The sequence below is a fragment of the Ureibacillus endophyticus genome, assembly GCF_003628435.1.
Classification (GTDB): domain Bacteria; phylum Bacillota; class Bacilli; order Bacillales_A; family Planococcaceae; genus Ureibacillus; species Ureibacillus endophyticus.
This window is the reverse complement of the sequence record NZ_RBZN01000005.1, coordinates 37,491-60,966: the sequence shown is the minus strand read 5'-3', so window position 1 is coordinate 60,966 and position 23,476 is coordinate 37,491. Positions and strand designations below refer to the sequence as shown.

Here is a 23,476-nt window from a genome sequence, read left to right as displayed (position 1 = left end):
CTTTCGACTGAGGTGCAAAATGCAGCGTTATTTCATAGATGAACAATTTAACGACCAAAATGAAGTGATTATAACAGGGGAAAATGCGAAACACATTTTAAAAGTGATGCGAATGGAAATCGGCGAATCATTGATTGTTGTACAAAATAATACTGCCTATATTTGCAAAATTGTATCAGTGGGACAAAATGTTATCGTAAAGCAAACGGGAGAAACAATTCCTTCACCGGAGATGCCTGTCCAAGTAACGATTGCTTGTGGTTTACCAAAAGGGGATAAACTAGATTTAATTACTCAAAAAGGAACAGAACTCGGTATGCATGCCTTGATTCCTTTTGCAGCTGAACGTTCGATCGTGAAATGGGATGACAAAAAGGGTGAAAAGAAGACAGAGCGATTACAAAAAATTGCAAAAGAAGCTGCTGAACAATCACACCGAACACAAATACCTGAAATTATGAGTCCTATCTCATTTAAACAATTATTATCGATTATCCCGAATTATGATGCAGTTTTTATTGCAGATGAAGAAGATGCCAAACAAGAAATACGTACAAGATTTGCGGATAAACTAAAAAAAGTGTATGATAATGAATCGAAGTCTATTTTATTAATTTTCGGTCCTGAAGGTGGAATATCTCGTAATGAGGCAAAAAGCTTAATAGAAGCTGGTAGTGAAACTATGTCTCTTGGACCTCGAATATTACGAGCAGAAACTGCGCCATTATATGCGCTTTCTGCTATTTCATATGAATTTGAATGAAAGAGGTGTTAAATAAATGTCAACGGTGGCTTTTCATACATTAGGCTGTAAAGTAAACCATTATGAAACAGAAGCAATATGGCAACTTTTTAAAGAGCATGGATATGAACGTACTGATTTTGAACACCAAGCGGACGTTTATGTTATTAATACATGTACTGTAACAAATACTGGTGATAAAAAATCACGCCAAGTAATACGTCGTGCAGTACGTCAAAATCCAGATGCAGTAATTTGTGTAACAGGCTGTTATGCACAAACTTCTCCAGCTGAGATCATGGCAATACCAGGTGTTGATATTGTTGTAGGTACTCAAGATCGTCAGAAAATGTTGGGTTACATAGATCAATATAGACAAGAACGTCAACCAATCAACGCGGTTCGTAATATCATGAAAAACCGTGTATATGAAGAATTAGATGTGCCGTATTTTACTGACCGTACGAGAGCATCTTTAAAAATCCAAGAAGGCTGTAATAACTTCTGTACGTTCTGTATTATTCCATGGGCACGTGGTTTAATGCGTTCACGTGACCCACAAGAAGTAATTAAACAGGCACAACAACTTGTAGATGCAGGATATCTTGAAATTGTATTAACAGGTATCCATACAGGTGGATATGGACAAGATTTCAAAGATTATAACTTAGCTCAACTTTTACGAGATTTAGAAGCAAACGTTAAGGGGCTTAAACGTTTACGTATTTCATCGATTGAAGCATCTCAATTAACAGATGAAGTGATAGATGTATTAAAAAATTCAAATATTGTTGTTCGCCATTTACACATTCCAATTCAATCTGGTTCAGATACAGTATTAAAGCGTATGCGTCGTAAATATACGATGGACTTCTTTGCAGAACGTCTAGAGCGTTTAAATGATGCGTTACCAGATTTAGCGATTACTTCTGATGTAATTGTTGGTTTCCCTGGTGAAACTGAAGAAGAATTCATGGAGACTTATAATTTTATTGCGAAACATAAATTTGCTGAACTTCATGTATTCCCATTCTCTAAACGTACTGGAACACCGGCAGCGCGAATGGAAGACCAAATCGATGAAGATGTAAAAAATGAGCGAGTACACCGTTTATTAACGTTAAACGACCAACTTGCAAAAGAATATGCATCTCGTTTTGAAGGTGAAGTATTAGAAATTATTCCAGAAGAGCACTATAAAGAAAGTGACAATCCAAATCTTTTCGTAGGTTATACAGATAACTATTTACGTGTTGTATTTGAAGGTTCAGAAGACCTTATTGGAAAATTAATTAAAGTAAAAATTTTAAAAGCAGGTTATCCTTATAATGAAGGACAATTTGTTAGAGTTTTAGCAGAACAAGTACAATAATTTTAAGCGACAAAACAATAAAACGGTTTTGTCGCTTTTTATTTTTTCTGTTTGGGACAAAATAAGAAAATAAACAATCTGTAAATTCGATAATTTCATTTTTAATGGTATTATTAAGAGGTACGTACAACTTAAATTGTAAAAGGAGTAATTTTCATGTCAAAAAATTATGCATCGATGATTGATCATACTTTACTGAAACCAGAAGCAACAAAGTCACAAATTGAAAAAATCTGTGATGAAGCAAAAAAATATGAGTTTGCATCAGTTTGTGTAAATCCAACTTGGGTTAACTTAAGCTCTACATTATTAAAAGGTACAAATGTAAAAGTATGTACGGTTATCGGATTTCCTTTAGGTGCAACTACATCTGAAGTAAAAGCTTTTGAAACTAAAAATGCGATTGAAAATGGTGCTGAAGAAATTGATATGGTTATCAATATTGGAGCATTAAAAGAAGGTCAATACGATATTGTCCGTGACGATATTAAAGCAGTTGTAGCAGCAGCGAATGGTACTCTAGTAAAAGTAATTATTGAAACTTCGTTATTAACAGACGAAGAAAAGGTAAAAGCTTGTGAACTATCTGTTGAAGCAGGTGCTGACTTCGTAAAAACATCTACAGGTTTTTCAACTGGTGGAGCGACAGTTGAGGATGTTGCATTAATGAGAAAAACTGTTGGACCTACTATCGGAGTGAAGGCTTCTGGTGGGGTACGCTCATTAGAAGATATGAAAAAAATGGTTGAAGCAGGGGCAACAAGAATAGGTGCAAGTTCAGGTGTTGCGATCATGCAAGGATTAATTTCCGATTCTAACTATTAATTATAATTCTTTCTATTGACTGATTAAAAACTATACGTTATAATTCTTTAGTACACAAGTAACGGAAAGTTGTTATTGGTGTATTGACGTGTGTTCGGAGGGAGGGAAAGAGAGATGTCAAAAACTGTCGTTAGAAAAAACGAATCGCTTGAAGATGCTCTTCGCCGCTTCAAACGTACTGTATCTAAAAGTGGTACAATTCAAGAGGTTAGAAAACGCGAATTTTATGAAAAACCGAGCGTAAAACGTAAAAAGAAATCAGAAGCTGCACGTAAACGTAAGTGGTAATTTCCTAACAATCCCTACGTTCATAACACGCAATTTTATGATTCACTGAGGACAAAAAATGATATACCCTAGTATTTGTAATTATACAGATACTGGGGTATTTTACTTTTTTGGACTTTTTTACAAAGTGTATTATATGTACTTTTTCTTATTTTTATAAGGATTAATTGAAATATTTCAAAAGTGGGAAAATACATGAGATAATAATATTCTAATGGTTGAAAAATTTTTTATACATAAATAAAACATTATTTGATTAAATTTTGAAACTTTCCTATCATTCATTCGTAAATAAGATAACAAATGAAAAACTGCTACATAAAGGGAGGTGGAACAATGAACAAAGGGAGAATGTTTAGCTGGACTATAATGTTGTTGCTATCATTCGTTCTTTTCTTACCGAGTTTAACAGTACATGCAAATGACCGAGTGTATCATATTCTGCTGGAAGATGAAGTGGAAAAAGGGTTACATGCCTATTTAAAGCGTGCATTTGATGAAGCCGTTGAAGCAAAGGCTAAAACAGTCATATTAGAGATACATACCCCAGGAGGTTTTACAGATGCCGCTGAGGATATAGCGAAACTTATGGATAGTACACCATTGAATATTATCGCTTTTGTAAATTCGAAAGCGCATTCAGCAGGAGCCTATTTAAGCTTACACGCTGATAAAATCTACATGGTGCCGAATGGAACAATTGGGGCGGCAGCTATTATTGATAGTGCAGGAAATGCAGCTAGTAAAAAAGCAAATAGTGCGTGGATTGCAGAAATGAGGGCTGCTGCAGAATCTTCTGGTAAGGATCCGCTTTATGCACAAGCCATGGCAGATGAATCAATTAATTTACCAAAATTTCGAGCACCAATTGGAAAACTATTAACTTTATCCGCGGAAGAAGCACTTGAAGTAGGTTATTCAGATGGTACAGTTGCTAATTTAAATGAACTTCTCGCTGAACTTGGTTTGTCAAAAAGTGAAGTTGTGTCCATTGAACCAACTTTTGCTGAAAAACTAGCTCGATTTATAACAAATCCAATTGTTGTAACGTTGCTATTAACAATTGCGAGTTTTGGGTTAGTGATTGAATTATTTTCACCAGGATTTGGCATACCGGGTATTGTTGGACTTACTTCGTTTGCAGCATTTTTCTTTGGACATTTTATTGCCGGATTTGCAGGGTATGAATCAATATTGATTTTTGCAATAGGCTTTATATTATTAATTGCAGAACTATTTGTACCAGGTGGTATTGTTGGTATTATTGGTGGCGCATTGATGATTATAAGTTTATTATTTGCAGGAGAAAGTGTGGTTCATATGGCGTATTCGATTTTAATCGCACTGATTATTTCTGTTATAGGAATGGTGGTACTAATGAAATTCTTCGGAAAAAATCTTCATGTTTTCAACAAGCTTATTTTAAGAGATGCCACGACAACGGAAGAAGGGTATGTATCGAATGTGAACCGTATTGAGTTACTAGGAAAAATCGGTGACACAATTACACCTCTTCGTCCTGCGGGAACAGTTTTAATTGGAAATGAACGAATTGATGTTGTGTCAGAGGGTAGCTATATTGATGTAAATAAAAAAATTGAAGTAATTCGAGTTGAAGGGTCAAGAATAGTAGTGAGAGAACTGAAAAAAGGAGTGGAAGAAGTATGATTTTTGATGCAGCAGCCATTAGTTTAATTATCGGCATAGTTGTAGTTATTATTGTTTTATCAGTATTCTTTACATTTGTACCGGTAGCGCTATGGATTAGTGCTATAGCAGCAGGTGTTAGAGTTAGTATCTTTACTTTAATTGGGATGAGATTACGTCGAGTAATTCCAGCAAGAGTAGTGAATCCTTTAATTAAGGCGCATAAAGCTGGACTTGATGTGACAATTAACCAATTAGAGTCCCATTACTTAGCAGGTGGTAATGTAGACCGAGTAATTAATGCTTTAATTGCCGCTCAACGTGCAAATATTGAGTTATCTTTTGAACGTTGTGCAGCTATTGACTTAGCTGGTCGTGATGTATTAGAGGCAGTGCAAATGTCTGTTAACCCTAAAGTTATTGAAACGCCATTTATTGCAGGGGTTGCAATTAACGGGATTGAAGTAAAAGCGAAAGCTCGTATTACTGTACGCGCAAACTTAGATCGCCTTGTTGGTGGTGCCGGGGAAGATACAATCATCGCCCGTGTAGGTGAGGGGATTGTATCGACAATTGGTTCAAGTGAAAGCCATTCAAAAGTTTTAGAAAATCCAGATTTAATTTCTCAAACAGTACTTGCAAAAGGTTTAGATTCAGGAACGGCCTTTGAAATCTTATCCATTGATATTGCGGACGTTGATGTTGGTAAAAATATCGGTGCTGAATTACAAATCGAGCAAGCACAAGCTGATAAAAATATTGCACAAGCGAAAGCGGAAGAACGCCGTGCAATGGCCGTAGCAAAAGAGCAAGAGATGGTAGCAAAAGTTCAGGAAATGAAAGCAAAAGTAGTAGAAGCAGAGGCTGAAGTACCAATGGCGATGGCAGAAGCATTACGTTCTGGAAACTTTGGAATTATGGATTATATGAACTATAAAAATATTCAAGCAGATACATCTATGCGTGATTCCATTGCAAAAGTAACAAATGAAAAAAATGATACACCAGATAAATAGAAATTTTCACACACCTCATGAAGGGAGTGTACGAATTTGGAAGGTATAATCATGATGGTGGTACTTTTCATCATTAGTTCTTTATTTAGTGGTAATAAAAAAAGTAAAGAACAAAAAGGGATGCCACCATTTAATAATAAAAAAGAACCAGTTTTTGACCAAAAACAACATCAACCTAAAAAAGCTAGAACATTAGAGGATTTTGCTAGTGAAATCTTTCAACAACTTAATGAAAAGGCAAATCCAACCGTTCAACCAGAACCAGAAGTGAAAATAGAAAAACCAGTAGTTATTGAAAAAAAGGAAAATTCAAGACCTAAATTTGATGTAAATCGTTCTACTAAACAAATCTCTAAAGGAAAAGAAGCTAAGCTCCAAGATCCAATTAAAAGTAAAGAAATTGGAAGCATTATTCCCAAAGATAGAGAATCTCTTGTACAGGCGATTATCACTTCAGAAATATTAGGTCCTCCTAAGGCAAAACAGCGCTAATTTTATTAAATGTAAAATCTATTTAATAAAATACCAAATCGTGAATTTGAAATCATGTCCCTTTTCGCATAAGCATATACTTTGCGAAAGGGGGCATTTTAATTTGAAAAAATTATTCCAAAGTGATCCATTAATTGAAATATCAAATTGTCGCCAATTAAGATTGATTGGAACATATAAATTTCTAGAAGCTTCTGATAGACATTGTGCATTTTTATATGAGGATTTTTCAATTTTAATAAAAGCGGAGGAAGTACATATAGATGTATTAAAAGAGGAAGAATTCATTATCCATGTAGAAGGACTACAAAGTTTTGAAATGAAGAGACAGGTGAATGACTATGAAAAAATACGATAATCGACCTGTTGAAATTCGTATAAATAAAGGTAGCGGGGCAAACGCTTTTATCCAACATCTACATGTTAAAAATGTGAAAATAAAAAATTTAGCACATCTTGATCAAGAAATCCGCTTTGAAGTGACACGAAAAGATATACCGATTATTCGAGCTTCGAGAAAGAAATATCGTTTGAAAGTTAAGATTCGCTATTTACAAGAATCGCGAATCTTACAAAAAAATAGTTGGACAGCTTTAGGGTTATTGTTTTTAATTTGCATACCTATTCTTTTCTCTCGATTTATATGGGATGTGAAAGTTGAAGCAGAAACACCTGAACTTCGTGTGGCAGTCGAAAAAGTTATTAAAGAAAATTTAGATTTTGATTATCCAACACTCAAAGGAAAAGTAAAATCAGATTTTGAAATACGTCAAACTATCATGGAACAGTTAAGAGACTTGTCTTGGGTGCATATAATAAAAACAGGTAGTAGCATGACGATCGTTCCACAGCTCGCACCTATTACAGATAATAAAGAAAATAAAACAAAAGGCAAAAATCATTTAGTAGCTGCTAAAAGTGGTGTCATAACACATTTTGAAATCGCGAGTGGAGAACGTCGTGTATTACCGAATACAACTGTATATAAAGGGGATACACTGGTATCAGGTGTTATTACAGTTGGAGATAAATCGATTGTAATAGGGGCTTCTGGAGAAGTTTATGCAGATTACTGGCTTGAAACAGAATTTAGTATACCAAGGAAAGTAACATATATTTCAGCTAGTAATCGGGAGTGGGTATTTGATTTCAAAATAAATAATGAAAAGGAGCAAGGAAAATCGTTTCAAAAAGTCGATTTGCCAGAGTGGCTTTCAAAATTTATCGAAATCAAAAAGACTCAAAAGTACACTACAGTAACGGAAGAGATTACCGAAGAACGACTAGAATCGTTCATTTTGCCGCTATTGCACGAAAAAATATTAAAATCTTTACCACCGAAAACGATTATAAAAAAAGAAAACATTTTGCACGTTACATTCGATGATGATAAAGTTAAAGGGAAAGTCCTATTTTTGGTAAATGAAAATATTGCTAAAAACTACCCTATTGTCCAAGGAGATTGATTATGACAGAACAATTATCAGAATTACAAGTAGAAAACCCAAACGAAGCTGTAATGTTACTTGGAATGAGTGATGCTAATCTAAAGTTAATCGAAGAAACATTTCAAGTTCAAATTATTACCCGTGGTGAAGTAATTCAAATTGCAGGGGAAGCTGAAAAGAAAGAACAAGTTACAAGTCTTCTTCATGCATTATTAAAAGTCATTCGAAAAGGTATTAATATTGATTTACGTGATGTTTCGACTGCAATAGAAATGGTAAATAAAGGGACAATCGAATATTTTGCTGAATTATATCAAGAAGAAATTGCCAGAAACTACAAAGGGAAGCCAATACGAGCAAAAACAATTGGTCAACGCGAGTACATAAAAGCGATTCGTCATAATGACCTTGTATTTGGAATTGGGCCTGCTGGTACTGGTAAAACTTATTTAGCTGTAGTAATGGCAACACAAAGTTTAAAAAATGGACACGTGAAACGAATCATTTTAACGCGACCTGCTGTAGAAGCAGGTGAATCATTAGGGTTTCTACCTGGTGATTTAAAAGAAAAAGTAGATCCTTATCTTAGACCGTTATATGATGCATTGCATGATATTTACGGGCCGGAACAAACACAACGACTAATCGAGCGTGGTACAATTGAAATTGCACCGTTAGCCTATATGCGCGGTCGTACACTTGATGATGCTTTTGTTATACTTGATGAGGCTCAAAATACGACTCATGCACAAATGAAAATGTTTTTAACACGTTTAGGTTTTGGGTCTAAAATGGTGATTACTGGGGATAAATCCCAAATCGACTTACCAAAAAATACTGAATCTGGATTAATTGTTGCTGAACGCACATTGAAATATGTCAAAGATATTAATTTCCAAATCTTAGAAGCTGGTGATGTTGTACGTCACCCTCTTGTTGCGAAAATTATTCAAGCATACACGGACCAGGAATTATAAAAAATTGAAGCTACACGTTTAACTTTGGAAGACTCTACAGTAATGAATAGTTTTTTCCTGATAACACTTAGATGGAAAAATGTGTGCGTAAATCGTACACATTTTTTTCTTTTTCTTGTAACATTTCATGAAATTATATTAATAAATTGGTAAACTATTATATATAGAATTTTTTGGGGGTGCATAATGAGTAAGCACTATAAAAAAATTATAGATATGATAAGTTTTCGAACGTTATTAATAGTTGTACTACTATTTACAGGATTGCTTCAGTTTTTATTAATGCTGGGCAATGTTCGGGGTACAACCTACGATATCCAGGCATTTCAATTAGCGCCAGAAACAATTCGTGCCGTTAAAACCGTTGAGGATACATTGAAAACTGAACAAGATCGAGACAATGCTGAGAATAATGTGGAGCCGGTATATGTCTTTAATAAAGAAACGGCTGAACATCGGGTTGCATTAGCGAATTCTATATTTGAAATTATTTCTGATTTTCGAAAAGAAATAAAATCTGACAAAATTACTGAAACACAAGTAGGTCAATTACGAAACAAACTTAAAGAAATTACGGATAGTCAATCGCAATTAGTTTTTACAAATAGTCAGTTACACTCACTATTAACAGTACAGGATTCTGCAATCTATAACGCAACAAAAGTATTGACTGATTTAATAGAGACAATTTTAAGTGAGCCAATACGAGTAGAAGAAGTAACATTAAAAAGGAACGAAATTGAATCAAAAATTCGCCAATCAACGAATATTGATGAAAATATATTAAATGCGGTAATTGTCATCGGAAGAGCTGCAGTCGTTGAAACAGAAATGTTGGATGAAGAAAAAACCAAAGAATTAATTCACCAAGCTCGAGAAGAAGTGGAGCCTACACGTATATTACAGGGGCAAATCATTGTTTCAGAAGGGGAATTGGTTAATCGTGAAGTATACAGACAGCTGGAACTTCTTGGCCTGTTAAATAATGATACAACTGTAAAACCAGTTATCGGATTAGCAATTTTAGTTATTTTGCAAATGTCCTTTATGTTTATATTGTTTGAACGATCAAAAGTCGAACTTGAAAAAAGACGTAATACGGTGTTTGTTACAGCAATTGTTTATTCCATGTCTATTGTTGTAATGAAAATATTAAGTCAGTTAATAGACCAATTTGATGAAACGATTACTTTCCTTTATCCTACTGCCCTAGCCACAATGCTCGTAAGACTATTGGCAAATGAAAAAGCAGCAGCACTAGTAACAGTATTAACTGCTGCATCTGCAGGGATTATGTTCCATGAAGGGTATGCTGCTGTTCTTCAAATGGATATTGCTTTATATATCATTTTTGGTGGACTCGCAAGTATTTACTTTATGCGTAATATTGAAAAACGATCTGATTTGTTAAAAGCTTGTGGAGTCGTTTCAATCGTCAATATTTTATTTATAGCATTCTACTTATTAATGTCTCAATCTGATTATGGTTTAAGTGAGTTAGTATTTTACGGTGTTGCTGGTATTACATCAGGTATGCTTTCTGGTGCATTAACAATGGGATTATTACCATTCTTTGAATCAGCATTTGGAATTTTGTCGACAATGAAATTAATTGAACTATCAAACCCAAATCATCCATTATTGAAAAAATTATTAACTGAAACACCGGGGACTTACCATCATAGTGTAATGGTTGCAAACTTGGCAGAAGCAGCATGTGAAGCTATAGGCGCTGATGGATTACTAGCGAGGGTTGGCTGTTATTATCATGACTTAGGTAAAACTAAAAGACCTGCCTTTTTCATTGAAAATCAAATGTCGGGGATTAACCCTCACGATTCTTTACCACCTGAAAGAAGTGCTGAAATTATTATTGCACATACTACTGATGGAGCAAATTTATTACGTCAATATAAAATGCCTAAGGAAATTATTGATATTGCCTTACAACATCATGGTACTAGTACATTAAAATACTTCTTACATAAAGCTAAAGAAGAAGGTAGAGAAATTGATGAAAAAGTATTTTCTTACCCTGGACCAAAACCACAAACAAAAGAGGCAGCTGTAATTAGTATTGCAGATAGTGTAGAAGCTGCAGTTCGTTCTATGAAGCAACCTAATGCAGAAAAAATTCAAAAACTTGTACATTCAATCATTCAAGGCCGGGTTCAAGAACATCAATTTGATGAATGTGATGTATCCTTAAGAGAGTTAAAGAAAATTGAAAAAGTATTATGTGAAACGTTAAATGGAATATTCCACTCAAGAATTGAATATCCGAAAGATGAAAAGTAGGAGGACATAATGTTAAATATTGATTTTTTAGATGAAACAAATCAAGTACAGGAGAGTCATATTGAACTTGTTGAGAAATTACTTCAACATGCGGCAAATGAATTATCGATAGAAGATGGTAGTGAAGTTTCTATTACGTTTGTAACGAACGAAGCGATCCATGAAATCAATCGAGAATATCGTGATAAAGATCAGCCTACAGACGTCATTTCCTTTGCGTTAGAAGAAATGGGTGAAGGTGAAATTGAAATTGTAGGTGAAGATTTGCCAAGAATATTGGGAGATATAATTATTTCCATTGACCGTACACGGGAACAAGCTGAAGAATATGGACATTCCTTTGAACGAGAATTAGGATTCTTAGCTGTTCATGGTTTTTTACATCTATTAGGTTATGACCATATGACTCCTGAGGATGAAAAAGTTATGTTTGGAAAGCAAGACGAAATTCTTTCATCTTTTGGTTTAGGTCGTGATTAAGTGGACCTTCATAAATTAGTCAAATCTTTTCGATACGCATTTTACGGCATATTTACTGCACTAACAGAACAAAATATGAAAATTCATTTTGTTAGTGCAGTAGTTGTCATTATTACGGGATTATTTACAGGTTTGAGCATTTTTGAGTGGTTAGTGATTATTCTTCTAATTGCATTAGTAATTAGTACAGAAATGGTCAATACTGCAATTGAGACAGTTGTAAACTTAGTTTCCCCAGAATTTCATCCCCTAGCAAAAAAAGCTAAGGATGTAGCTGCTGGGGCAGTACTGGTATTTGCGATTGCAAGTGCTATCATCGGGTTATTGATTTTTATACCGAAATGGTTTGAACAATAAAGAGTAGCAAGAGAAGTGGGGGATATTATGAAAATTGATATTAATGATTTAATTGCTCAATCAAAAGTTGCAAGGGAAAATGCATATGTTCCTTATTCAAAATTTAAAGTAGGTGCTGCTCTATTAACAGAAGACGGCAAGGTTTATCATGGATGTAATATTGAAAATTCTAGTTACGGCCTTGCGAACTGTGCAGAACGTACAGCGATTTTTAAAGCAGTTTCAGAAGGAGTTAAAAGATTTGCAGCAATCGCTATCGTAGCTGATACTGTGGGTCCTTGTTCTCCATGTGGTGCTTGTCGACAAGTAATTTCCGAGTTTTGTGCACCTGACATGCCTGTCTACTTAACAAACTTAAAAGGCGATATACAACATACAACAGTAGGCGAACTTTTACCAAGCGCCTTTACACCGGAGGATTTAGATAATGCAGGAAAACATCAGTAACTATAAATCAGGATTTATTTCTATTATTGGTCGACCAAATGTTGGGAAATCAACATTTTTAAATAGAGTAATTGGCCAAAAGATCGCTATTATGTCAGATAAACCACAAACTACACGAAATAAAATTCAAGGTGTTTTAACACGAGAACAATCACAAATGGTATTTATTGATACTCCTGGAATTCATAAACCAAAGCATAAACTTGGCGAATTTATGATTAAAGTATCGAAAAATACGTTGCGAGAAGTCGATGTGATTATGTTTATGGTGAACGCTGAACAAGCGATTGGTAAGGGAGATGAATTTATTCTAGAACTTCTAGAAGGAACGAAAACTCCTGTCTTTCTGGTCATTAACAAAATCGATCAAATACATCCTGATGAATTAATTGGCATCATCGATTCTTATAAAGGAAAATTTGATTTTGCCGAGATTATTCCAATTTCAGCTCTAGAAGGAAATAATATTGAAAATCTATTAGCTACGATTGAAAATTATTTACCTGAAGGACCACAATATTATCCAGCTGACCAAATAACGGACCATCCAGAACGTTTTATCATTTCTGAATTGATTCGAGAAAAAGTTCTTCATTTAACTAGAGAAGAAATACCTCATTCAATTGCCGTTGTGATCGACAAAATTAAACGTGATGAAGAAAACGAAAATATGATTCGCGTTCAGGCAACAATCATGGTTGAGCGCGATTCTCAAAAAGGTATCGTAATCGGTAAACGTGGTGCTTTATTAAAAGAAGTTGGTACCCTAGCAAGAAAAGATATTGAAATGCTATTAGGTTCAAAAGTATTCTTAGAGTTATGGGTAAAAGTACAAAAAGACTGGCGTAATAAGATGACACATTTACGAGATTTTGGATACCGAGAAGACGAATACTAATGATAAAGAAAGAATACTTGCATAGATGTAGGTATTCTTTTTTTGTGCCAAATCAAAAGTGATAATAGGATAAGTTTTCTATTGTATAATGGTGAAAGGAAATAATGAAAAGGAAGTGCCGCCAAAATGTTAAACAAATGGGAAGGCATTGTTTTAAAGACCCGTCCTTATGGAGAATCCAATAAAATCGTAACAATTATGACTAGAGAAGCAGGCAAAGTGGCGGTTATGGCTCGTGGTGCAAAAAAACCAACGAGTAGGTTAGCAGGAGTGACACAAACTTTTATGCATGCAATGTTCATGGTGCAAAGAACTTCGGGTATGGGAACGCTTCAGCAAGGAGAACATATTAGCTCGATGCGAAATTTACAGACGGATATTATATCAACAGCATATGCTAGTTATATTGTAGAGCTCATAGATCGACTCGTTGAAGAAGGTAGACCTGAACCATTTGCCTATGATGTTTTATATCAAGCTCTACAAGCAATTGAAGAAGGATATGATCCAGAAGCAATCACCCTTTTTGTAGATTGGAAGTTATTACCGTTTACAGGAGTACAGCCAATTTTACATGCATGTGCAGCTTGTGGTGAAGTAGCAGGTGAATTTGCTTTCTCGTTTTCACAAGGAGGATTTTTATGTCACCGCTGTTTTCATGTCGACCCTTATATTATTCGACTATCTCCCAAGCAGTTAAAGTTAATTAGAATGTTTTATAGTGTACCTATTGAGCAAGTAGGTAAGTTAGATTTAAAGCGAGAAACTAAACAATTTATTAAAAAAATCGTAACAACTATTTACGAAGAACAAACAGGCATGCGTTTAAAATCTCGTTCTTTCATTGAACAATTAGAAAGAACCCCACTGCTAACGCGTAAACAAAGTGAGGATAAAGAAAACTAAAGCATTTTTTTTATGATTTCTAACACATCCTCTTTAAGACATTGCCAAAACATTGGTTCCGTTTCCTTATAAAAGTTTTGTTCTTTAGTTTGTTTATAGTTGTTATATAAATAATGAATTGCATCGTGGTGGAAATGTAGACGATGATTCATTTGTTGAATATCGATACTTAGTTCCATGTAACCATCTACTAACATTTGTAATTGACTTATTTGTTTTTGTAATTGCGCATATACGTTTTGATGATATTGACCGGTATGGAAATCTGGATTTATTTGTTTACGATGATAGTTTAATAGATTTTTTAAATACTCTAAATTGGAATTCGCTGTAAATAATATATGGTGTTGGGATTGATGTTGAGGTAATTCTTTATTTAGTAATGTTAAGATAATTTCTAATAACTTATCTGCAGGAGTTTTTTCTAGAGAAGTATCTTTTCGCTCTTGTTTAAATAACGTTTGAATGAACATCAATCTTCACCTCTTTTTTGTTTACATTATAATCTAAATATTCTAACAAATCACGAATAAATTGAACTAAATGAACAAAATTAACTTTTTTGAAATAAAAAGGCACTGAACATACGGGTTTGTATGTTCAGTGCCTTCAATTTTACGCTTATTAGAATTGTAAATGTTTTTCAATATAAGCCTTTACTTCAGTGATAGGCATACGAGTTTGTTCCATTGAGTCGCGGTGACGTACAGTTACTTGGCCGTCTTCTTTCGAGTCAAAGTCATAAGTGATACAGAATGGTGTACCAATTTCGTCTTGACGGCGGTAACGTTTTCCGATTGATTGTGATTCATCATAATCAACTGGGAATGATTTACGTAACTCTGCCCAAACTTCAGCAGCTTCATCACCAAGTTTTTTCGATAAAGGAAGAACCGCCGCTTTAAACGGAGCTAATGCTGGGTGGAAACGAAGAACAGTACGAGAGTCGCCACCTTCTAATTCCTCTTCATCATAAGCATCACATAGGAATGCTAATGTAACACGGTCTGCCCCTAAAGATGGTTCAATACAATAAGGTACATAACGTTCATTTGATACAGGATCAATATAAGTGAAATCTTCACCTGAATGTTCCATATGTTGTTTTAAGTCATAGTCTGTGCGGTCAGCGATACCCCATAATTCACCCCAACCGAATGGGAAGCGGAATTCGATATCTGTTGTTGCATTTGAATAGTGTGAAAGTTCATCTTCTTCATGATCACGTAGACGAATACTATCTTCTTTCATACCTAAATTTAATAACCAGTTTTTACAGAATTCTTTCCAATATTCTTGCCATTGTAGATCTTCACCAGGTTTACAGAAGAACTCAAGTTCCATTTGCTCGAATTCACGAGTACGGAAAGTAAAGTTCCCTGGAGTAATTTCGTTACGGAAAGACTTACCGATTTGGGCAATACCAAATGGTGTACGTTTGCGCATTGAACGTTGTACATTTTTAAAGTTAACGAAGATACCTTGTGCTGTTTCCGGACGAAGGAAAATTTCGTTAGCAGAGCTTTCTGTTACACCTTGGAATGTTTTAAACATTAAATTGAACTGACGAATATCAGTAAAATCATTTTTACCACATTCTGGACAAGTAACAGATAGTTCTTCCATTTTCGCTTTCATTTGATCGAAGCTCATACCATCCACAATAATTTCTTTACCTGTTTTTTCTAATGATGCTTCTTCGATTAATTTATCTGCGCGGTGGCGAGCTTTACAAGATTTACAATCAATCATTGGGTCATTAAAGTTTCCAACATGGCCTGAAGCTACCCAAGTACGAGGGTTCATAAGAATTGCTGCATCAAGACCAACATTGTATTCAGATTCTTGAACGAATTTTTGCCACCAAGCTTTTTTTACATTGTTTTTTAATTCCACACCTAGCGGACCATAATCCCAAGTGTTTGCAAGACCACCGTAAATTTCAGAACCCGGGAATACAAAACCACGATGTTTTGCTAGGCTTACGATTGTTTCCATTGATTTTTGTGTCATAATAATTCCTCCATGTATTAATAATAAAAGCACCCGTCTCCGGGCGTTTGAATGCCCGGGGACGAGTGCTCACACCCGCGGTTCCACCCCGCTTGTCAAAACTGTTAGCAAGCGTTCGCACTCTGCGTCACTCGAATCATCCCAATCCTCACGAACTATAATGTTCGCTCCGGTTGTGCTGTTTCTCGTTCCTTGATTGACAAACGCTTTCAATCAGTTTTGATTCCTGAACAGCGTTTATCCAAATGCTAATCGATTACAAACAGTTTTAAACCTCTTTTATAAAAATTGGCTCAAGGGTGCCGTTTCGCTTTTCTTGTAGGCTTTCACCAGTTCCTACTCGCTTTTGTTGAAAAGGTACTTATATTTCCTCTCATTGCCTAATATTAAGTTCTATATGATATTTTATGTTAAGTATTGTAACTGTGTCAATATTGTAGCACCAACACTTTTTTTCGCAATATTACGCAGAATAGTATATAATAATTAGGTAATCAGTATAACACTATTTGAAGTGGGTGAGTCCAATAGAACTCAATAAACGGCAGGATACAATTCTGCAAATAGTTAAGGAGAACGGTCCAATAACGGGTGAGCAAATAGCTGAGCGCCTTAATTTGACTAGGGCAACGCTTAGACCAGATTTAGCTATTTTAACAATGGCTGGCTTTTTAGACGCAAGGCCCCGTGTCGGTTATTTTTACTCTGGTAAGAAAACGATGACTACGGTTACAGAGTCGATGATGAACTTAAAAGTAAAGGATTTTCAGTCATTACCAGTAGTTGTTTCTGAAAATATGACTGTGTACGATGCGATTGTACATATGTTTTTAGAAGATGTCGGTACTTTGTTTGTTGTAGATGAAAACACAATGTTACAGGGTGTATTGTCCAGAAAAGATTTATTAAGAACAAGTATAGGGAGCCAAGACTTAAATACAATACCGGTTCATATTATTATGACTAGAATGCCGAACATTGTTTATTGTAAAAAAACGGATTCATTAATTGTTGCTGCTAAAAAATTAATTGAACGACAAGTCGACTCCTTACCAGTAGTTCATGAGACTGATAAAGGTTTAGAAATTGTAGGCCGACTTACAAAAACCAATATAACGAAAGCATTTATTTCTTTAGCTGAAACCCATGACTTATAAGGAGTGCTAATTTGAAGAGTTTAAAAGTATTTGTTGTTTCGGATTCTGTAGGTGAAACAGGAGAGCATGTTGTAAAAGCTGTTGTAGCCCAATTTAGACCTAACTTTGAAGACACAGTAATTAGAAGATTTCCTCATATAGAAAACGAAGATCAGATTAAAAATATTGTCGAAATTGCTAAAGCTCAAGATGCACTAATTGTTTATACATTGGCTGAAGAAATAATGAGACAGAAAATGCATGGGCAATGTCAACAAAATAATATTCAATCAGTGGATTTATTAGGTCCAGTTATCCAAGTAGTTCAAGATAAAATAGGGGAACTACCATTAGAAGAAGCGGGACTTGTCCATAAGTTAGATGATGACTATTTTAGAAAAATCGAGGCAGTCGAGTTTGCCGTGAAATATGATGATGGACGTGATCCAAGGGGATTATTATTGGCAGATGTTGTTCTTGTAGGTGTTTCACGAACATCTAAAACTCCACTGTCCCAATATTTAGCACATAAACGATATAAAGTTGCAAATGTTCCACTCGTTCCAGAAATAAATCCACCCGAAGAACTTTTTTTAGTAGATCCTAAAAAATGTTTTGGGTTAGTGATTTCACCTGAAAAATTAAATATTATTCGAAAAGAGCGATTAATTGCACTAGGTTTAAATGATGATGCGATTTATGCTAAACAAGAACGGATTAAACAAGAAATAGCACATTTTAATAAAGTGGTAGAACGAATTGGTTGTGCAGTAATTGATGTAACGAATAAAGCGGTAGAAGAAACTGCAAACGATATTATTGAACGAATTGAACATAATAAATGACAAAAACCACCTCTTATAACATAAGAGGGGTTTTTTGTTGTGAATTAACGTGTATTTATTAATTTTTTTCATAAAAAAGTGGAAAATATGCAGAAATTGTTTTATAATAAAAGAATTGTGGTAAAAATATTATTAAGAAATCATGATTTTTTAATTCGCTATTTTTTGTCGTAAAATAGAGGATTTTTAAAATTCATCGCGAATATTGTTATTAGCAAATGAAGTTGGTGGTTAAAGTGAACGGGAAAATACCTGAGGAAATGATAGAACAAATTCGTTCTCAAGTAGATATTGTGGATGTAATTAGTGATTACATGCAGTTAACAAAAAGAGGACGTAACTGGTTTGGATTATGCCCATTTCACGGAGAAAATACACCTTCATTTTCTGTGTCTCAAGATAAACAAATTTTCCATTGCTTTGGATGTAGCGCGGGTGGAAATGCTATCACTTTTGTTATGGATATTGAGAACATTCCGTTTCCAAATGCCGTTGCAAAACTAGGGGAACGTGTCGGTATTCATTTAGACATCCAATACGATAGTATGAACAAAGATAGCCAAACTTATTCAAAAAAAGAAGAAAAAATGATTGAGGCACATGAATTTGCTGCGCAATTTTATCATCATTTGTTGATGAATACGGAAGACGGTGAAAAAGCGCTAAATTATCTCCTAAAAAGAGGATTTACTAAGGAACTTATCGAAACGAATGGTATAGGTTGGTCAATGCCATCGTGGGATACATTGTCAGTTTTGTTAAAAAGAAATGGCTATGACTTAGAAGAAATGGCTGAGTGCGGACTCATCATACAGAAGGAAAGTGACCATACTTACTTTGATCGATTTAGAAACCGAGTCATGTTTCCTATTCGGGATGAAAATGGAAAGGTAATTGCATTTTCTGGGCGAATAATTGATTCTTCAGATGATGCGAAGTATTTAAATAGTCCCGAGTCACCAATTTTTCATAAAAGCCAAGTTCTTTTTAATTTGGATAAGGCAAGAACTTATATTCGTAAAAAGCGTCAAACTATCTTGATGGAAGGTTTTATGGACGTACTGGCAGCAAATCAAGCTGGTGTATACAATGCTGTAGCAACAATGGGTACATCGTTAACCGGGCAACATATCACAAAGTTGAAACGCTTAAGTGAGCAAATTATTATTTGTTATGACGGTGATAATGCAGGTTGGGATGCTGCAAAAAGAGCTGCAGAGATGCTATATACGGAAAACTTTAAAGTAGAAGTCGCTGTATTACCACAAGAATTAGATCCAGACGAATATATCCGAAAATTTGGATCAGAATCTTTTGCAAAACAAATTTTAGAAAAACCTCATGCATATATTTCTTTTATGATGATGCATGCAAGGCGAAATAAAAATTTTCAGTTTGAAAATGATGTTCTTCAATATATTCAGGAAGTGTTAGAGCAACTTGTAGGGAGATCTTCTCCAATTGAACGTGATTTGTATATAAAACAGCTATCAAGTGAAACTAATATATCCGAAGAAGCAATTAAAGCACAATTTCGAAAATTTACAGCTGATAATGAGAAAAATTTTAAACGAGCTGAACAAAGAAATCAAACAAAACCATTTGAAATACAGCAGAAAAAAACCTTATCTGCTACAGATCGCGCTGAACGATTATTATTGTCTCATATGTTAAGTAATTATGAAGTTGTAGATAAAATCTTAAAAAGTGAAGACCCGCAGCCCTTTGCAAAGGATGATTATGCGGCAGTATTTGTACGACTAATTGGATTTTATGAAGAACATTCATCAGCAGATTATCAAAGGTTTTTGGAAATTATCGAAGACCCTGCTTTAAGGAAAATTGCGATGGAAGCAGCACTAGTTGAAAGAGATCCTGAACATGCTGAAGCTGAAATTGCAGACTGTCTAAAACAATTAAAAAAACATAAAATTGAAATGCAAATTAAAAAATTACTTCATGAATCCCAAGAAGCGGAAAAATTGCACGAGCATAGACGCGCTCTTGAAATCGCAATGCAAATTATTCAATTAAAGAAATCATTATCGGCAATTTAAACCGATTCGTTTTGTTTAAGGAGGAAGGTTTATGGCGGACAAGTCAGAACAATCAAAAGAAGTTGTGAATGGACTTACAGTTGAAGAAGTAAAAACAATTCTTCAAGAAAAAGCAAAAATGAATAATGAAATTTCAATGAAGGAAATTTCAAATAATCTTGCACAATATGAGTTGGAGAATGAGGAGATTTTCCACTTTGCTGAAGACATAGAGAAAAGCTATGGTATTCAAGTTGAAGGAAAAGAAGAATTTGAAGATGAAGTGCTTGCAAAACACGAAGAAAGTGAAGAAGCATTTGATTTAAATGACTTAAGTGTTCCTCCTGGTGTTAAAATTAATGACCCGGTTCGTATGTACCTAAAAGAGATAGGTCGAGTTGATTTATTATCTGCAGAAGAAGAAATTAGTCTTGCAGAACGTATTGAAAATGGCGATGAAGAGGCGCGTAAACGTTTAGCTGAAGCGAACTTACGTTTAGTTGTATCGATTGCGAAACGTTATGTTGGTAGAGGGATGTTGTTCCTTGATTTAATTCAAGAAGGTAATATGGGGCTTATTAAAGCTGTTGAGAAATTTGACTATCGAAAAGGATTTAAATTTTCTACGTATGCGACATGGTGGATTCGTCAAGCAATTACTCGTGCAATCGCTGACCAAGCCCGTACAATACGTATCCCTGTGCACATGGTTGAAACAATCAATAAATTAATCCGTGTGCAACGTCAATTACTTCAAGATTTAGGGCGCGAACCAACTCCTGAAGAAATTGGAGAAGAAATGGATTTAACTCCTGAAAAAGTTCGTGAAATCTTAAAAATTGCTCAAGAACCTGTTTCACTTGAAACGCCAATTGGGGAAGAAGACGATTCACATTTAGGAGACTTCATTGAAGACCACGAAGCACAATCACCTTCTGATCATGCTGCTTATGAGTTACTAAAAGAGCAATTAGAAGATGTGCTAGATACTTTAACGGATCGAGAAGAAAATGTACTTCGCCTTCGATTTGGTTTAGATGATGGTCGTACTCGTACATTAGAAGAGGTAGGAAAAGTCTTCGGTGTAACGCGTGAACGTATTCGCCAAATTGAAGCGAAAGCATTAAGAAAACTTCGTCATCCATCTAGAAGTAAACGTCTAAAAGATTTCTTAGAATAATATTGAGAAGGCATCCAAAATTTTGGATGCCTTTCTTTTTTACATTTATAGTGAAAATGGTAATAGGAAATGTTGCTGTAAAATTTTCCAGACCACGACTTTATATGCATGTGTAGATGGAAAATTTAAGATAAAATAATTAATATACATAATTAAACATATTTGGAGAAAAAGATTATGCCAAATAATAGAAAAAAAATTATTCTAAATGAAGTGCTTTTTTGGAAACAAAATAAACTGTTACCTGAGCACTATTGTGATTTTCTCATGACTCTCTACTCAGAAGGGAATGAGGTTGAAACTGAAGAGGAAATTAGCCATAAAAAGGCAGTAAAAGCTAAGGAGAAACGCAAACATATTACACTAAGTATTTCCTTGTCTACTATCGCGTTGGTACTTATTGCTCTCGTATTGTTCATTACGAGTTATGTTTGGATAATTATCTTATTAACTGGAGTTGCTGCATGTGCATTTATCATTAGTGCATATCTCCTAGCAAAGAAAAATGCTCTTATTACGCCCATCTTGCAAGTAATAGCCGCATTGCTCATTTTAGCTCTCTCTATAAAGGTAAGTCTTACATATTTTACGGATCAATTAGTCATTCTGTATATACTACTTATTGTGAATTGTGTAATGTGGCTTGTTTCAGGTATTAAATTAAAATTGATGTATTTTACACTATCTGGTGTTTTAGGACTAGTCATTTTAATTGGATATCAAATTTATATACTTGTTTAAATTCAAACTTCTTAAGTTCCCCAAATGTTAAGCTAATTTTTCGATAGTTGAAAGAATATATCTATTATGATATTGAAAAATTTCCTTAACTAGGGGTGACTTATATTGAATTTCGACCTGACAGAAGAACAAACGATGTTATATAAAATGATTCGAGATTTTGCAGATCAAGTCGTTGCTCCAGGTGCGGCTGAAAGAGATCGCACAAAAACATTTCCAATTGAAGTTTTTAAACAGTTAGCTGAAATGGGGATTATGGGTCTACCATTTCCTGAGGAATTTGGTGGAGCAGGGGCAGACACTATTAGTTTTGCCATTGTTACGGAGCAGTTAAGCCGCGCTTGTGCTTCAACAGGAATCACTTATTCGGCACATATATCGCTAGGTGGTGCGCCTATATCCCTTTTCGGTACAAAAGAACAAAAAGAAAAATATTTAGTGCCAATTTGTACAGGAGAATCCTTTGGTGCTTTTGGATTAACAGAACCTAATGCAGGGTCAGATGCAGGGGGAACAGAGACAAAAGCAGAAGATAAGGGTGATTACTATCTCATTAATGGATCGAAAGTTTTTATTACGAATGCGAGTTTTGCAAAGCATGTTGCGATTACAGCAATTACCGGCATGAATAATGGAAAAAAAGAAATCAGTGCAATTATTGTACCAACCGATGCTGAAGGATTCACAATTAAAAGTGACTATGAAAAAATGGGTCTTAATGCTTCAAATACAACTGAATTAGTATTTGAAAATGTGAAAGTTCCAAAAGAAAACCTTTTGGGAAAAAGAGGCGATGGATTTAAACAGTTTTTAATAACGTTAGATGGGGGAAGAATAGGGATTGCTGCAATGGCTGTAGGAATAGCACAAGCGGCTTTTGATAAGGCAATTAGCTATTCTAAGCAGAGAAAACAATTCGGAAAAACATTAGCAGATTTCCAAGCCACACAATTTAAATTAGCTGATATGGCAGTGAAAATTGAGCTAGCTCGCAATATGATGTATAAAGCAGCGTGGTTAAAAGATCAAGGTAGACCATTTAGTAAGGAAGCATCCATGGCCAAATACTATGCATCAGAAATTGCGATGGAAGTTTGTGACGAAGCTATTCAAATTCATGGTGGTTATGGGTATATTAAAGAGTATGAAGTGGAAAGATATTTAAGGGACGCTAAATTAACAGAGATTGGTGAAGGCACTTCAGAGGTCCAAAAGTTGGTAATAGCTAGACAAATTTTACAACTTTGACTTTTAATTGTCGAATTTGTGTCAAACCCTGTAAAAGTTGTCGTTTAGGTCTTTTCGTTTTTGGAAATATGCAGTACAATAATG

24 protein-coding genes are annotated in these 23,476 nt (G+C 34.8%); 22 read left to right on the top strand and 2 right to left on the bottom strand.

All coding sequences use genetic code 11. From position 1 onward, the window contains the following. Positions 1-19 precede the first annotated feature (19 nt). The 16 genes from D8M03_RS03705 to recO all read left to right on the top strand — a co-directional run bounded on the left by D8M03_RS03705 (position 20) and on the right by recO (position 14,193). On the top strand, positions 20-763 hold the full coding sequence (locus D8M03_RS03705; RefSeq protein WP_121213331.1) for a 16S rRNA (uracil(1498)-N(3))-methyltransferase: 744 nt from the start codon (positions 20-22) through the stop codon (positions 761-763). A 16-nt stretch (positions 764-779) separates the two neighbouring features. Next, positions 780-2,114 carry a tRNA (N(6)-L-threonylcarbamoyladenosine(37)-C(2))-methylthiotransferase MtaB gene (gene mtaB, locus D8M03_RS03700; protein ID WP_121213330.1) on the top strand — a complete coding sequence of 445 codons (1,335 nt, stop codon included), beginning with the start codon at positions 780-782 and terminating at the stop codon, positions 2,112-2,114. 156 nt (positions 2,115-2,270) lie between these two features. Then, positions 2,271-2,939, top strand: coding sequence for a deoxyribose-phosphate aldolase (deoC, locus tag D8M03_RS03695; protein ID WP_121213329.1), 669 nt, complete (start codon positions 2,271-2,273; stop codon positions 2,937-2,939). Between the two features lie 114 nt (positions 2,940-3,053). Continuing rightward, a complete protein-coding gene (gene rpsU / locus D8M03_RS03690; protein ID WP_004227078.1) occupies positions 3,054-3,227 on the top strand; it encodes a 30S ribosomal protein S21 in 174 nt (57 codons plus the stop codon). A 336-nt stretch (positions 3,228-3,563) separates the two neighbouring features. Beyond that, a complete protein-coding gene (locus tag D8M03_RS03685; protein ID WP_121213328.1) occupies positions 3,564-4,895 on the top strand; it encodes an NfeD family protein in 1,332 nt (443 codons plus the stop codon). Then, positions 4,892-5,890 (top strand): flotillin-like protein FloA, encoded by a 999-nt coding sequence (gene floA / locus D8M03_RS03680; protein ID WP_121213327.1) that lies wholly within the window; start codon positions 4,892-4,894, stop codon positions 5,888-5,890. The genes D8M03_RS03685 and floA overlap by 4 nt, the downstream gene beginning before the upstream one ends. A 51-nt stretch (positions 5,891-5,941) precedes the next feature. Then, the gene (locus tag D8M03_RS03675) at positions 5,942-6,382 is read left to right on the top strand and encodes a hypothetical protein (protein ID WP_147404813.1); all 441 of its coding nucleotides are present in this window, start codon (positions 5,942-5,944) and stop codon (positions 6,380-6,382) included. A 103-nt stretch (positions 6,383-6,485) separates the two neighbouring features. Next, complete coding sequence (locus D8M03_RS03670) at positions 6,486-6,740, top strand: hypothetical protein (RefSeq protein ID WP_121213325.1); 255 nt, start codon at positions 6,486-6,488, stop codon at positions 6,738-6,740. Beyond that, the gene (locus tag D8M03_RS03665; RefSeq protein ID WP_170148375.1) at positions 6,724-7,848 is read left to right on the top strand and encodes a sporulation protein YqfD; all 1,125 of its coding nucleotides are present in this window, start codon (positions 6,724-6,726) and stop codon (positions 7,846-7,848) included. Before D8M03_RS03670 ends, D8M03_RS03665 begins: the two co-directional genes overlap by 17 nt. A 2-nt stretch (positions 7,849-7,850) precedes the next feature. Next, a complete protein-coding gene (locus tag D8M03_RS03660) occupies positions 7,851-8,807 on the top strand; it encodes a PhoH family protein (protein WP_121213323.1) in 957 nt (318 codons plus the stop codon). 186 nt (positions 8,808-8,993) lie between these two features. Next, on the top strand, positions 8,994-11,105 hold the full coding sequence (locus tag D8M03_RS03655; protein ID WP_121213322.1) for an HD family phosphohydrolase: 2,112 nt from the start codon (positions 8,994-8,996) through the stop codon (positions 11,103-11,105). Positions 11,106-11,111: 6 nt separating this feature from the next. After that, the gene (ybeY, locus tag D8M03_RS03650) at positions 11,112-11,585 is read left to right on the top strand and encodes an rRNA maturation RNase YbeY (RefSeq protein WP_170148376.1); all 474 of its coding nucleotides are present in this window, start codon (positions 11,112-11,114) and stop codon (positions 11,583-11,585) included. Continuing rightward, positions 11,586-11,942 carry a diacylglycerol kinase family protein gene (locus D8M03_RS03645; RefSeq protein ID WP_121213320.1) on the top strand — a complete coding sequence of 119 codons (357 nt, stop codon included), beginning with the start codon at positions 11,586-11,588 and terminating at the stop codon, positions 11,940-11,942. Between the two features lie 27 nt (positions 11,943-11,969). Next, the gene (locus tag D8M03_RS03640) at positions 11,970-12,389 is read left to right on the top strand and encodes a cytidine deaminase (RefSeq protein WP_211330859.1); all 420 of its coding nucleotides are present in this window, start codon (positions 11,970-11,972) and stop codon (positions 12,387-12,389) included. Then, on the top strand, positions 12,370-13,287 hold the full coding sequence (gene era, locus D8M03_RS03635) for a GTPase Era (protein ID WP_121213319.1): 918 nt from the start codon (positions 12,370-12,372) through the stop codon (positions 13,285-13,287). The genes D8M03_RS03640 and era overlap by 20 nt, the downstream gene beginning before the upstream one ends. Positions 13,288-13,413: 126 nt before the next feature. Further along, positions 13,414-14,193: a DNA repair protein RecO gene (recO, locus tag D8M03_RS03630; RefSeq protein ID WP_121213318.1), complete on the top strand. Its 780-nt coding sequence runs from the start codon at positions 13,414-13,416 to the stop codon at positions 14,191-14,193. Here the strand turns inward: recO and D8M03_RS03625 are convergent. Both D8M03_RS03625 and D8M03_RS03620 read right to left on the bottom strand, forming a co-directional pair. After that, positions 14,190-14,666 carry a hypothetical protein gene (locus D8M03_RS03625; RefSeq protein ID WP_121213317.1) on the bottom strand — a complete coding sequence of 159 codons (477 nt, stop codon included), beginning with the start codon at positions 14,664-14,666 and terminating at the stop codon, positions 14,190-14,192. The genes recO and D8M03_RS03625 overlap by 4 nt on opposite strands. Positions 14,667-14,817: 151 nt before the next feature. Further along, complete coding sequence (locus D8M03_RS03620; RefSeq protein ID WP_121213316.1) at positions 14,818-16,206, bottom strand: glycine--tRNA ligase; 1,389 nt, start codon at positions 16,204-16,206, stop codon at positions 14,818-14,820. Positions 16,207-16,724: 518 nt separating this feature from the next. On the opposite strand from D8M03_RS03620, the gene ccpN reads away from it, so the two are divergent. The 6 genes from ccpN to D8M03_RS03590 all read left to right on the top strand — a co-directional run bounded on the left by ccpN (position 16,725) and on the right by D8M03_RS03590 (position 23,392). After that, complete coding sequence (gene ccpN / locus D8M03_RS03615) at positions 16,725-17,363, top strand: transcriptional regulator CcpN (RefSeq protein ID WP_121213315.1); 639 nt, start codon at positions 16,725-16,727, stop codon at positions 17,361-17,363. Positions 17,364-17,374: 11 nt separating this feature from the next. Beyond that, on the top strand, positions 17,375-18,187 hold the full coding sequence (locus tag D8M03_RS03610; RefSeq protein ID WP_121213314.1) for a pyruvate, water dikinase regulatory protein: 813 nt from the start codon (positions 17,375-17,377) through the stop codon (positions 18,185-18,187). Positions 18,188-18,423: 236 nt separating this feature from the next. After that, on the top strand, positions 18,424-20,244 hold the full coding sequence (dnaG, locus tag D8M03_RS03605; RefSeq protein ID WP_121213313.1) for a DNA primase: 1,821 nt from the start codon (positions 18,424-18,426) through the stop codon (positions 20,242-20,244). A 31-nt stretch (positions 20,245-20,275) separates the two neighbouring features. Then, a complete protein-coding gene (gene rpoD / locus D8M03_RS03600) occupies positions 20,276-21,403 on the top strand; it encodes an RNA polymerase sigma factor RpoD (RefSeq protein ID WP_121213312.1) in 1,128 nt (375 codons plus the stop codon). 177 nt (positions 21,404-21,580) lie between these two features. Then, complete coding sequence (locus tag D8M03_RS03595) at positions 21,581-22,144, top strand: hypothetical protein (protein WP_121213311.1); 564 nt, start codon at positions 21,581-21,583, stop codon at positions 22,142-22,144. A 105-nt stretch (positions 22,145-22,249) separates the two neighbouring features. After that, positions 22,250-23,392, top strand: a complete 1,143-nt coding sequence (locus tag D8M03_RS03590; RefSeq protein WP_121213310.1) for an acyl-CoA dehydrogenase family protein — start codon at positions 22,250-22,252, stop codon at positions 23,390-23,392. The last annotated feature ends 84 nt before the right edge of the window (positions 23,393-23,476 follow it).